General features: G+C 42.6%; 8 protein-coding genes. 3 read left to right on the forward strand and 5 right to left on the reverse strand.

The genetic code is table 11. From position 1 onward, the window contains the following. From D0T84_RS19045 to D0T84_RS19060, 4 genes are all read right to left on the reverse strand, one after another. Positions 1-1642 (reverse strand): IS1182 family transposase (locus D0T84_RS19045; protein ID WP_255495474.1); only part of this gene is annotated, 1642 nt, incomplete at its 3' end. 424 nt (positions 1643-2066) lie between these two features. Continuing rightward, positions 2067-3257, reverse strand: a complete 1191-nt coding sequence (coaBC, locus tag D0T84_RS19050; RefSeq protein ID WP_163309445.1) for a bifunctional phosphopantothenoylcysteine decarboxylase/phosphopantothenate--cysteine ligase CoaBC — start codon at positions 3255-3257, stop codon at positions 2067-2069. A 493-nt stretch (positions 3258-3750) separates the two neighbouring features. After that, on the reverse strand, positions 3751-3891 hold the full coding sequence (locus D0T84_RS19055; protein ID WP_163309446.1) for a hypothetical protein: 141 nt from the start codon (positions 3889-3891) through the stop codon (positions 3751-3753). Positions 3892-4150: 259 nt separating this feature from the next. After that, positions 4151-7537, reverse strand: a complete 3387-nt coding sequence (locus tag D0T84_RS19060) for a DUF6138 family protein (protein ID WP_163309447.1) — start codon at positions 7535-7537, stop codon at positions 4151-4153. 167 nt (positions 7538-7704) lie between these two features. On the opposite strand from D0T84_RS19060, the gene D0T84_RS19065 reads away from it, so the two are divergent. The 3 genes from D0T84_RS19065 (at position 7705) to D0T84_RS19070 (ending at position 12888) form a co-directional block, all read left to right on the forward strand. After that, the gene (locus D0T84_RS19065; protein ID WP_163309448.1) at positions 7705-9078 is read left to right on the forward strand and encodes an MFS transporter; all 1374 of its coding nucleotides are present in this window, start codon (positions 7705-7707) and stop codon (positions 9076-9078) included. Positions 9079-9270: 192 nt separating this feature from the next. Further along, positions 9271-9405: a hypothetical protein gene (locus D0T84_RS23095; protein WP_255495167.1), complete on the forward strand. Its 135-nt coding sequence runs from the start codon at positions 9271-9273 to the stop codon at positions 9403-9405. Between the two features lie 1164 nt (positions 9406-10569). Continuing rightward, positions 10570-12888: a BamA/TamA family outer membrane protein gene (locus tag D0T84_RS19070; protein ID WP_163309449.1), complete on the forward strand. Its 2319-nt coding sequence runs from the start codon at positions 10570-10572 to the stop codon at positions 12886-12888. Between the two features lie 125 nt (positions 12889-13013). Here D0T84_RS19070 and D0T84_RS19075 read toward each other — a convergent pair whose 3' ends face one another. Then, entirely contained in the window at positions 13014-13856 is an 843-nt protein-coding gene (locus D0T84_RS19075) for a hypothetical protein (RefSeq protein ID WP_163309450.1), read from the reverse strand. Between the last annotated feature and the right edge of the window lie 46 nt (positions 13857-13902).

Raw genomic sequence — 13902 nt, forward strand, 5'->3', positions numbered from 1 at the left:
GGTTCATGGATTTGATTGAATTTAGGTCGCATATAATTTGAAAACGAGTAGTCTTTAGTGTATTTTTCTCTCTATTTGCGCTTTTGTTTGCCTGTTTTGCTATTTTGGCACACATCTTTTTGATGTTAAAGGCTATGGCAAAGAAAGTAAAGTCCATAGTAACCTTGTCGATTCCGATGTGCCGGAACCTACGGTATGCCATATTGTATTTCATTTGTCCGAACACCGCCTCCGGTTCTATGGGACGCTTTGACCGGTGAACCAGCCCTTCCTCTGAGGTTAACCTCTCCCGGGCTTTCCGTTTGTATTCCGATAGACGATGATTAACTTCTATTGTGCGATTCCCTTCAGCTTTGAAGCATTGGCTTCGAAGTGGACAACCTTCGCATCGCTCGGCCCGGTAACGGTTTGATTCAGTTATATATCCGTTTGCTGTCTTCCTATGAGTCTTTCCTATCAGCGACATGTGCTGTCCCATAGGGCAAACATAGTAGTCATCTTTGGCATTGTAATAGAGGTTGTCTAACAGAAAAGCATTGTTTTTGAAGGCTCGCTTCTGCTCTTTGTGGAACCAATTATATTTAACGAAAGCATCCACCTGATTCTCTTCCATAAAGCGATAGTTTTCTTCGGAACCATAACCTGAATCGGCAACACTTGCTTTGGGCAGACGGTTGTAGCGGTTAAGAAACGAACCCATAAAGGGAATAAATGTCAAGGTGTCTGTCGGATTGGGGAACAGTGAAAAATCAGTGATAAACTGGTTCTCTGTCCCTATTTGAAGGTTGTATCCGGGTTTAGTTTGACCGCCCGTCATCGCATCCTCTTTCATACGCATGAAGGTAGCCGAGGGGTCGGTTTTGGAATAAGAATTTCGATCACCTAAAGTTTGTAGCTGATTATCGTATTCGGCAAGTTTTTCTGCATGCTTTTCGAGTGTCTTCACCTGCTTCTGTTTTTCTCTACGCGCTTTCTTCTCTTCCTTGGTTTGCCCAGCAGGCTGTTCGGCCAATGCTGCATTCAATTCCTGGGCAAGACTGGAAATAGCCGCCGGAGTGAATTCAACCTGTTCTGTCTCAGAGGCATTATCCTGAGCAATGGCTTCATCTACCTGATCAAGTAATACTTTAATCTTATCCAGTAGTTTTGAACGGTTCTTTTCAATACTCTTACGCCATACGAAGGTATATTTATTAGCTTTAGACTCAATCTTTGTGCCATCGATATATTCTACATCAAGACTGACATAGCCTTTGCTCGCAAGCAGAAGAACCAGCTGGGTAAACACCTGGTTAATCTCTTTCTTGACCCGGTTACGAAAGCGGTTAATTGTGATAAAATCAGGTTTCTCATAGCCGGCAAGCCAGATATAATGGATGTCGCGCAGCAGAAGTTTCTCTATCTTGCGACAGGAATAAACGTTATTCATATAGGCGTAGATCATTACCTTGAGCATCATCTGGGGGTGATAAGGACTACGACCGGACTCCTTGTATAACTTCTTGATCCCACTAAGATCAAGATGGTCAATCAAGGTGCTCACTACACGAACAGGATCGTGCGCTGAAATATCTTCATCAATCCTACCAGGAAAAAGTAGCGTTTGATTGGGTATGTACGGACGAAAATGTATCTTTGACATAACAATTTTTTGAATACCTGAAGTTAGCAATACTTTAGGAAATAGCAAAGACCGAGCTTGGGAAAGTTCGCCCTTTGTGCGTAAAAAAGAGGGCATGTCTATTTTGACACACCCCCCTACAGCCATTATAAAAAACGCGACATTAGTTCCTTTCATCTACTTAATGCGAATCAAGGGTTAAATGTGCTGTTTTTTGTCCCTTTAGGGACTGAATGTTGGTAGAAAGAAGCTTTAACCGGTTAATTGCGTGCCGTCAGGTACGCAATATCTACAGAACAATTCACATTTTGTACCTGACGGCACAAAAAACGAATTTCATTCATGTTTCTACCAATATGATGTACCTAACGGCACATTTAACCCTTGATTCGCATACTTAATAGATAATTATAATGGAATTTTCTGACAAATGCTTACAAGCAGATTAAAGCGTATAATCTACAATATCTGCGGCTACTTCTTTCTTGGATTTGAGGGCAAAATCTTTTTTCTCTCCGTTCTTACTCAGTATTGTTACCTTATTGGTATCGTGTTTGAATCCTGCGCCTGCATCATTCAACGAATTGAGGACGATGTAATCGAGATTCTTTTTTACCATTTTTTTCAGGGCATTGGTTTCCTCATCATTTGTCTCCAGAGCGAAGCCGATAAGGCGTTGGTTCGCTTTTTTAATTTTACCCAGCGACGCGGCAATATCTTTATTGGGAACAAGGGATATAGTAAACAGGTCTTCCCCCCTCTTTACTTTCTCGCTGTACTGCTCCGACGGGCGGAAATCGGCAACTGCGGCGCACAGTATGGCAGCATCCATCGCAGGGAATTCTTTTACCGAGGCATTATACATTTCATCGGCAGATTCCACATCTATCCTTGTTATGTTCGGGTGGTTAATCTTTAGCGAAACAGGGCCGGCAACAAGTATCACTTCTGCTCCGCGGCGCGCGCACTCTTCGGCAAGCGAAAAGCCCATTTTACCGGAAGAATAATTCCCGATAAAACGTACGGGGTCTATTTTCTCATACGTAGGTCCCGCCGTTATCAGTATTTTTTTTTTAGCAAGGGATTGCCCTTCTGAGAAATAATCTTCTACAATAGACAAAATCTTTTCGGGTTCTTCCATGCGGCCTTTTCCAATCAGGTGGCTAGCCAACTCTCCGGAGGCAGGTTCTATTATGATATTACCGTACGAACGGAGTATTTCAAGGTTGCGCACAGTAGCAGGATGTGCAAACATATCCAAATCCATAGCCGGAGCCACCATAACAGGCGCTTTCATCGACATATACGTAGTGATCAGCATATTGTCGGCAACCCCGTTTGCCATCTTGCCCAACGTAGAGGCGGTAGCCGGAGCGATGAGCATCAGATCGGCCCACTGGCCTAAATCCACATGGCTATGCCATGTACCGTCATTCGCCGTAAAAAATTCACTGACCACAGGTTTCCCTGTCAATGCCGACAAGGTTACGGGAGTGATAAACTCTTTTCCGGCAGGAGTAATAACGATCTGAACCTCTGCACCCGCTTTTATCAGCAGACGTGCCAGCGATGCGGCTTTATAAGCAGCAATACTACCTGTGATACCCAGTACGATATGTTTATTCTTCAGTGTCATAGTTCTTATATTTTGAACAAAGATAATTGTTTTGAATTATAAGTTATGAATTATGTCAATCAGTAGTTGTAAAATATGCTTAATATAATCGTTCTTTAATATTAAGCAAAATACTATCCTAAGCTAAATACATAAGTTGTCGCTCATGCTGTCGCGCCCTCCCGGGCTTGCCCCTTCTTTTGGCATTGCCCAAAAGAAGGCAAAAGGCTAGCGCTTGTCCCTCGGCGACCCAAAACCGTAGCTGCGGCTGAACAAAAAGAACTCGCTCTGTGCTTAGCTAAAATTCGAACCCATGGCTAAGCTCAAACAGCTTTTTGTTCTACGCCTCCGCTCACGGATTGGGTGCCCCGCCTGCGGAACATATGCGCGAAACCGCAATGCGACGACAAGTGTTTCGAAAGCGATTATTCTTGTCAGGCGTCAGCCAGCGCCGTTAGTGAGCGTACGGGGTACCCACCCGGTGCAGGCGGCGTAGAATGAAGTGCGGGCGCTTTTAATCATAATCTTCCAATCTGTAGAAGGATGAATCTTTCATCACTTCATTCAGCCGGCAAACCGATGGTGGGTCGGACGTTGAAGCGGGGCGCAAAAGCCTTTTTGCTTTCTTTTGGGGCTTTGGCCAAAAGAAAGGCAAGCAATCTGTGATTGCGCGCAGATAATAAATTAATCAACATATAGTTTAAACAAATCTAACTACTGATTCCCATGAATCAGGGCAAACACATCAAAAATCAATGTCTCTTTAAGAACATTATAAAGGCTGTATCAAAAGCTAATAAAGGGATATTGTCATAGCGGGCCTGACCCGCAACCCCCTTGACAACCACAATGGATTTTTCAGGGGATCCCGCGCTGGGCACGGGATGACAAGCTTCTGACACAGCCTCGACATACTACACAAATTTTGCAATCTTTTCCTGCCAATACGTATCGTATTCGGGAAGAAGTTGTTGCAATTCACTATAGAGCTTCTTTAGTTCTTCTTTATCTTTATCGAAAACGAGATTGCTTTTTCTTGAATTCTTTAATTTCAATTCAAGAATATATGCCTTGAATATCTGCGCGCTCTTATAATATTCTCCATCCTCGGGCTTTATCTTCTCTATATTGATAAGAGCTGTGCAGAACCTGTCATCGAACAGCCCCATCCGTATCTGATCCATGATTGCCAGTATAGGAGGTTCGGGCATTATCATCGGACTGCCTTTTGGCGTTTCTATCCCGGGTACTGCGTATTCTTCCATCAGGGCTTCTACCTCATCGTCCTTTATTTTGCGTTTACCCATTTTCAGCAATAGGTCGGAGGACTTTAAGGCTCCATAAAGCACCACCGGCTTGTCTTTGCCATTGTATATAAAAATACCATACTGGTATGGAGCCACCGAAAGGTCTATTACCCACTTGTTGTCCAATTGGTATAAGCAATTCCATCCCGAACCTGATACGCCTATTTTATTATAAATATCACGCTCGCTCCTCCTGTTATGCTCAGTAATTAACAGCTCCAGAAACCGTGGGTCGGTAAGTACAGGGGGAGAAAAAACATTAGAGTACCTTCCTTCCGATTTGCTTATAATATTATCGTCAAGCCCTCTTTTCTTCGCCTCTTTTATATCAATTACTACAGGCTTGTCCTCTTTCAGTTCCAGTCCGTACGCTTTTTCTTTTTTAGTCGCTTCCACACCTGCATACGCAAGTGGCTCAAGGCTAAGCTTACTATAGCTTAAAGCTGCGTCCGAATCAATCACAAGATTGTAAAAGTCCGCATATATATTCTTTATCCTTGCATCGGTAGCATTATCATAATATGCTTTCAGTGCGTTCATCTTTACCTTTAGGCCACCTTTGGGAAACATAGAGCCCATAAAACGGACGATCTTCCCTTCCTTAAAGTGCGAATCGTCTCCATACAGATATTTAGTGAAGGCCTCCAGCACTTCGGCGTCTTTGTAGAATGTATCCTTTACTTTGTTTTCTGCATGGTCATACGAAATAATCAGTTCGTAGATAGCGGGAGCTGTATCTTTATCCACGCCATACACTTTTTCCAGGGCGTAGGCCAGTTCGAGTTGCGTCTCTTCATGTTCGCCGTCCGACTGCTTGCCGTACCTGATAGCCAGATCCAGATGCTTCCTGTCGGCAAGAGCCAGCGCGCTTGCCGCAAAAGCGCCTACAACAGTACATCTCTCGTCCCCGTCAAGGTCGTGGTAGCCATCAAACATATTCATTCCCGTGAGTACATACTGCCTGATCCTGTCGTGAAGGCTTTCGTATCGTACAGCCCTTGCAAAAAAGGCGTTACACTGTGTTGCAGGCAAGCCCACTTTCGGGATAAATTCCGGCTTGGCCACAAAACGGACGCAAAGCTGGTAACCCTCAAAAATAGTTACATATCCTTTGCTTATCAGGTGTAAAAGGAAATCTAACGCCTCTTCGTATGCTTTCTCCGATTCCTTCTTAAAGTAAATATATACCCTGCTATTTGAATAAGCACGCATTACTACATTATCAGTCTCCCTGAATTTATCCTCTTCGGTAAATTTATCAAGAAACTCCTGAACCCGAGCCTCGTTACCATAACCAAATTCATCGGTGTAGTAATCATCATCATCTTCTTCATCACTATCTTTTCCCTTTTTACCGGCAGTTATTACCCCGTCGGCCAGTTGCTTCTGGTAAAACTCCACCGCAGGCGGATACTTTTCATCTAAGGCATACCGCTTAATTGTCCTGAGAGACCAGTCGTAGTCCATATTGTCCCACCAGTACACAGCACGCTCGAACCACCATGCCGTACGATGAGCGCCATCATCATATCTTTCAAGCGCTTTGCGCGCCTTTTCTTCGGCATTGCCGTTGCCGGAATATAAGAAACGCTTGATGATACGAAGGGCTCTGTCGGGGTCGCTTTTCTGATATACAAGGTAGCCTGTCACTTCGTCTATCAGTTCCGCTTTCTTTTCCCATTCTTCTGTATTCTCCAGTAGCTGTGCTTTTTCGAGCAGTTCTTTATTCTCGGTTTCTACCTTACTTTCATATAATGGGTTTTCGATCCCTTCTACCATTACCTGCATAATGCCTGAGGATATTGAGTCAAGTTCTGTTTTATCTACTTCTTCGAATTTCGACTTAAGGTAATCAAGGGCATATATGGAAACGAGCGACTCGTCAAAATCGTTGATCCCTTTCAGTTCTTCTTCCGCAAGGGTTGTATTGCCTGTGTTCTTGATCCCGTAAACAATGACTTTGTCATAATCGTGGATATAAAGTTTGAGCCCCCGTATTTCCTTCGGCAGGGTGGTCTGCCCTTCATATTTCGGGTGTTTGCCACTTTTAATTTCTTCGATCAGGTTATTTACAAGCTTAATAGCTATGTCTGTGGATTTTTTGAACAGCCCTGTCAGGTATTCTTCGAAATACAGAGCGGTTTTTGTGTAATCAGGATCTTGCCTGTACCTTTCCACAAAATTCATCCACATGGGGTGTATTCTTTCATCCCAGAAAGGATCTCCTATACATTCATCTATTTCCTCTTTGGCGACTGATTCGAAGTCCGCTCCTTCTTTCAGCAGTATTTCTATAATCTTTATGTGGTCTGCCTTAAATGAAATATTATCGAAAATCCATTTGAGGGTGGCGGTTAAATTATATTTATACAGATTCCGAACCGGCATATAGTAACTGTTTTTTTCCGGCTCTATTTTATCGGCCATTACAGCATATTGCTTCACTATTTCCAACTCTTTGAGGAACTCGTTGAGGCGGGCAAACCTTCCGCTGTCTTCCATTTTATGCAGGTGCCTGCTGTACTCTTTCTCATCAAATTTTCCGACTACGTCTTTTTCCGGCCCTTTAGCGGCCGGTTTCACACTTTCCGGCTCCCTTATTGTCCCAAAGGTTTCATCATCAAAGCCATCATCCCAGAAATCTTCCTCTTTCGATTGCCATGGATGTATCTTGCCATCGTCAGCTACGTCCTCAGGAGCGACAATGTCTTGTTTTGCTTCCGGTTTTTTCTTCTCTGATTTTTCCTGCGCCTTGATCTTGGCGCCTTCTCCATGCGAATCGGGAGCGTCTGCCCTTTCATATCCTTTTTTCAGCTTCGAGTTGAGCAATTTATTCGCTTCTTTCTCCGCTTCGGATTCTGATGCAAAGGATTTGACATCGGCCTTGCCTGTCGACCCTATTTTACCGTAGACAACAGTAAAAGTTTTTCCCTCAAGTTCTATACTCCAAAATTTACTGGATTTGTCGTCCTTAAACTCTAAATACTCTCTCATAAATGCTAATTTGTGTCTAGTGTATGATTTAAATTAAAATAGTTTCGTGTTTGGTATAACAGATTGCCATGTTTTTGAGCATATTGCAATACTTTTATAATTCTTTTCAATACTTTTGCATAGCAAAATTTAAAACTAATATTAAATACCCAAAAACAAGTCCTGTTATGGCTGAAATATTAAGACAAGAATTAAGACAAAAGTTAAGTGACTCTAAGGCTGCCCGATGGGGAGTGCTGTGTGTGGTTGCCCTTACCATGTTCTGTGGTTATTTTATCACAGATGTAATGGCTCCTTTAAAATCAATGCTTGAAAGTGAATTTGAATGGTCAAGCTCGGATTACGGATTTTTCACCAGTGCATACGGGTGGTTCAATGTATTCCTGTTTATGCTTATTCTGGGAGGTATTATCCTCGATAAGATGGGAGTCCGCTTTACAGGAGTAGGGGCATGTATCCTAATGCTTAGCGGCTGTGCCCTGAAATATTATGCTGTGGCTTATGGCGGGGCATTTGAAGGGACTATATTTGGTATCAGTACGCAGGTAATGGTGGCAAGTATAGGTTTCGCTATTTTCGGGATGGGTGTCGAAATTGCCGGTATTACCGTTACCAAAGTGATCGTAAGATGGTTTAAGGGGCACGAGATGGCTTTGGCAATGGGCTTACAGGTTTCTGTCGCACGTATAGGAACTACTCTTGCCTTATCAGGCGCGGTGCCTATTGCCAAATATTTCAACAATATTTCCGCACCTATATTATTCGGTCTGGTTTTGTTATGTATAGGGTTAATCGCTTTCCTCGTATTCTCCGTTATGGACAGGAAACTGGATGCTTCTATGACTCAGACGGACGAAAACGCCGAAGAGCCATTTAAGGTATCGGATATCTTGTTTATAGTTAAAAATAAAGGATTCTGGCTGATTGCCCTCCTGTGTGTTTTGTTCTACTCTGCGGTTTTCCCTTTCCTGAAATATGCTGTGGACTTGATGACGAACAAATACAATGTAGAGCTTGAATTTGCAGGCAATATTCCGGCAATATTGCCACTTGGCGCAATATTCCTGACCCCTTTCTTCGGCGGTGTGTACGACAATAAAGGCAAAGGCGCCACCATTATGATAATAGGTGCGATATTGTTAATCGCTGTCCACTTCCTGTTTGCCATCCCTCTACTAAATGTATGGTGGTTCGCTACTGCATTGATGGTATTACTGGGAATCGCTTTCTCCCTTGTTCCTTCCGCCATGTGGCCGTCTGTTCCTAAAATTATCCCTGAAAATAAACTGGGAACTGCTTACGGGCTGATATTCTGGGTACAAAACTGGGGATTGATGGGAGTACCTTATTTAATAGGGAAAGTGCTGGAAAAATACTGTATCACAGGACAACGTCCTGACGGAAGTTTCACATACGATTACACCCTTCCGATGATAATTTTTACCTGTTTCGGAATATTAGCGCTGATCGTGGCCTTACTACTGAAACGGGAAGACAGGATAAAAGGTTACGGGCTGGAATTGCCTAACATAAAGAAATAAAAACAAAATCCGGTTCGTAAAAACAACCGGATTTTTTATTGATAGTACAGGCAACAATCAGTTGTTTTATTTCTATAATTTTATCTATATATGATACGATTGTAGGGTGGGGGGTACCCAATAATAGGGAAAAATGGAAAAGGAAAAGTAACGATTGAAAACACTGAAAAAAGTGTCACCTTTGCACAGTACATGACAAAAATTATTCAAACACGATTTGGAGACGATGTAGGGGCAGTGGCTTGTCCCTGCCCGCTTGTCATCGTTTACGGGCACCCACAAGGGGATGCCCCTACAGCAGGATATAAAATTTTGTCATGTACTTAGCACCTTTGTCACTTTTTTGCAGCAGCCTCCTATTCCTGCTTTTACAGTCAGGCATCTAAGTCCGCGAAGCGGGCTAATACGGATAACCACGGGTAAAGCCCGTGGCAAAAGCAGATAGGAATAGACCGTCTCCGTAGGAGGCGAACGGGATTGTTTTTCGCTATTTGCCTCCTACGGAGACATGTTTTCAGTCAGTCCCTGCCACGGGTTTTACCCGTGGTTATCTGTGTTTAGTCCCTTCGGGACATATAACGTTCTTTGATATAATCAGAGGAAAAAGGTAACAAGGAAAAGTAATGAAAAAAGTGTCACCTTTGTCACTTTTTTGCAGCAGCCTGCTATTTCTGTTTTACTGTCAGACTTCTAAGTCCGCGAAGCGGGCTAATCCGGATAACCACGGGTAAATCCCGTGGCAAAAGTAGATAGAAATAGACCGTCTCCGTAGGAGGCGAACGGGATTGGTTTTCGCTATTTGCCTCCTACGGAGACATGTTTTTCAGTCAGTCCCTGCCACGGGTTTTACCCGTGGTTATACATGTTTAGTCCCTTCGGGACATAAAGCGTTCTTTGATATAATCGGCGGAAAAAGGTAACAGAGAAAAGTAATGAAAAAAGTGTCACATTTGACTACGCTTCGCTCCGTCGATTTTCAATTGTCACTTTTTTGCAGCAGCCTGCTATTCCTGCTTTTACTGTCAGGGTTCTAAGTCCGCGAAGCGGGCTAATACGGATAACCACGGGTAAAGCCCGTGGCAAAAGCAGATAGGAATAGACCGTCTCCGTAGGAGGCGAATGGGATTGTTTTTCGCTATTTGCCTCCTACGGAGACATTGTCTTTCAGTCAGTTCCTGCCACGGGTTTTACCCGTGGTTATCCATGTTTAGTCCCTTCGGGACAGGTTGTTTATTGGGGGTGGCTGTCACTTTTTTGTAGTACAGCCTGTTGTTTTTTCGTAGAAAATTGTCTTATATAAAGAGATCTTTGATATAGTTAGAGGAAAAAGGTGACAGGGAAAAGTAATGAAAAAAGTGTCACCTTTGTCACTTTTTTATAAACAAGAGAAAGAGAGGAGAGAAAAGAGATTACGCTGTACAAACGAATCTTAACATTTTTACGTTATCTATTTGTTAAACATTGTATCTTTGTCGAACGTTAATAATTTTAATGAAAAAATATACATTCATATCATCGGTTCTCCTCCTCATTCTTGCGGCATGTACTACCACAAAAGACATTCCGGACGGGAGTTATTTACTGGACGATTTCAGTATAAAACATGACACGAAGAATGCAACTTCCGATTTGGAAGATTTTGTCCGCCAGCAGCCAAACACAAGCGTTCCCCTGTTGGGAAAGTACCGGCTAAAGATATATAATATGGCAGGCGAAGACTCCACATGGACAAATAAAATTATACGTAAGCTGGGGCAGCCTCCTGTGATTTACAGCGCTTCGCAAACAGAAATGTCGAGAAACCAGTTGCTAAAGCAACTGAACAACCAAGGATACCTGAATGCCGTGGCAGATACCACACTGAAAGTGAACGGGAAGAAAATATCGGTCACATATAACCTGCAAGGCGGCACTCCATATCTTATCCGCGACTATAAATATACCCTCAGTGATACTACGATGGCACGTATTATGAACAGGATACCAATGAAACCTGTACTTAGTAAAGGCGACATGTACGATATGGATATGCTCGAAGAAGAGCGTGCAAGGGTAAGCAATATAATGCGTAATGTGGGTTACTATAACTTTTCGAAGGAATACTTGTATTTTAAGGTCGATTCTACGCTGAATTCGCATCAGGTGGATTTATACCTCGATGTGTATCCGGCTAAAGACAGTTTGCCATACCCACGGTATAGGATGAACAAGATAACCGTTATTTCGGGTATAAACTCGCTTAACAGCGAAAACCGGGGTGCTGGCGGAGGACAAATAAATACGAACAGATGGTTCTTCAGGCGTGCAGATACCACAGAATATAAAGGAATCACTATCATACATGGCAGGAATAATTTTCTGCGTAATTCTACAATTGCCCGTAACAACTATATGCGAAAGGGACGCTACTTCTCTGATATGGCTCTGAACGGCACTTACGAGGCATATACCAAGATGGGAGCCATAAAGCAGGCCAATATAAGTGTAACTCCGTCTCCGGAAGACAGTACACGCTTGCTGGACGCGACAATAATTTTGCTTCCCGCCAATGCGCACCGCTTTAAGGCAGGGGTAGACGGAACAAACTCCGCAGGGGATATCGGTGTAGCACCGAGCGTTTCATATCAGCATCAGAATATCTTCAATGGCGGCGAGCAGTTCAGTATAAAGTTGAAAGGGGCTTATGAATTCATCGCCGGTAAGAAAGAGGATGATATCATGAATCAGAATTATTATGAGTATGGTGCGGAAACAAGCCTTACTTTCCCTTTGTTCCTTTTCCCGTGGCTTAAGAAAAGCTGGCGCGAACAGCCTTCTGCGTCTACAAAGATTTCGTTAGGGTTTACCAATCAGCATCGTGAGGAATATACCCGCCAGTTCTTTAATACAACGTTGAATTACGGGTGGTCTACCCACAGATACAGGCTGCGCCATGCTCTCGACCTGATAGACATCAACTATATACGGATGCCGTGGATGTCGGACGATTTCAGGGAAGATTATTTTGAGAACGATGAAAACGCTTTATTGCGGGAGAGCTACAGAGATCAGCTGGTTTCGCGTACAGCCTACACCGCTACTTTAGTAAACGGGCGCCGCCTGAATTCCCTGGCTCCTACATATACCCTTCGCGGTTCATTTGAGGTGGCCGGAGCCTTACCCCGGTTAGTGACATCCATAAATGGTACTAAAGCAGATGAAGAAACAGGGCAGAAAAAGATACTGGGTGTTGCTTATGCCGAATATGTGAAGGGAAGTATAGAATATTCGAGTACTTTTTACTTCTCAAAGATACACTCGTTTGCTTACCGCATCGGATTAGGATTGGCTCAGCCTTATGGGAATTCGGACGTATTACCGTTCGAAAGGCGGTTTTTTGCAGGGGGAGCAAACAGTATAAGGGGATGGAGCACGCGTTCGCTCGGCCCGGGTTCGTATCAACGCCCCGATGGAGCAAAGAGTGACTTTGTAAATCAGACAGGCGACATGAAATTGGAATTCAGTATAGAAAACAGGTATAAATTGACTCCTCTTTTCGAATTTGCCCAGTTTATTGATGCCGGAAATGTATGGACATTAAAAGATTATACATCACAGCCAGACGGGCAGTTTAAGTTCAACCGCTTCTATAAGGAGATTGCCGTATCTTACGGTCTTGGTATCCGATTCGATTTAGGTTTCTTATTGTTGCGCTTCGACGCGGGTATGCAGGCTTATGATCCCGGGCTCGATCAATCAGACCGCTTCGTACTATTCAAACCCCGGCTGAACCGGATGGCATGGCATTTTGGGATAGGCTATCCTTTCTGATAAAAGAAATAAGGCTGACCCTGATCTTAAGGGACAGCCTGTCTTTATTTTATTAAATATGTGATTTTATATTGAGAAACACTATTTTGGAGGGCATATTAAGAATAGATGAATTGTAAAGATTCTTATTTACTATATGGTCTATAAGATATTCCTATATAGTCTTGAAGTAGATTATCATCTCGGTGGTGTATCTTAAATTCAACTTTTCCATTATTCCATGAATGGCTCTCTTTTAGTTTCCCATTATCAAGAATTAGTTCTTTTTCAAAACCTAATTGTTTACAAAAGGAAACAAAATCTTTAGGAACTTGCTTATCGTATGTCAGATGTTCATATTCTGCAACCTCGATTAACTTATCTTTTTCAAAGGTATATACTGTGGCTGATGATAAAGAGTTCATATTATAACAAATTCCAACATACAACATTGTAGGGGAGATCTCTGTTAGTTCAAAGTTTCCCTTTATCCTATAACTTTCTTTTTGCATTACTTCGCTTTTCGACATCTGCCATTTTAAATCATAGATATCTGCGACAATTTTATTTTCTTTTACACTTATTCCTCGTTCAAAGACTTCATTATCAATGCAAATTCTAGCTTCAATTTTATCTCCAAAATTGAAGCTAGATTTTATATCGATACTTGATATAAATGATGTCTCCCACTTTTGGATATCCGCTTTCCAATCTTTTCTATCTTCTATTGATTCATAGGTTTTGCTGTTAATCTTCCATTCTACATTTACAGTTTGTCCATCATTATATCTAATTTTTATTCGAGGGAAGACACTTATATAGTTCAATGTCCCTATAGAAGAAACATAATTGTTAAACGTGTATTCTTCTGGACTCCATATAGAAATCCCATCTTTATCAAAACCATCAGAGAGATCTAAACTATCAGCCTCTTCATTATTGCATATTCCGGCGATACCCACCCAGTGATTCCGGTGATACCCACCCACTCACTGTGCAAATTAGTCTGACAAAATTACCGTTTTTTTCTTAAGC

The sequence above is a fragment of the Dysgonomonas sp. 521 genome (genome assembly GCF_010501055.1).
Taxonomy (GTDB): domain Bacteria; phylum Bacteroidota; class Bacteroidia; order Bacteroidales; family Dysgonomonadaceae; genus Dysgonomonas.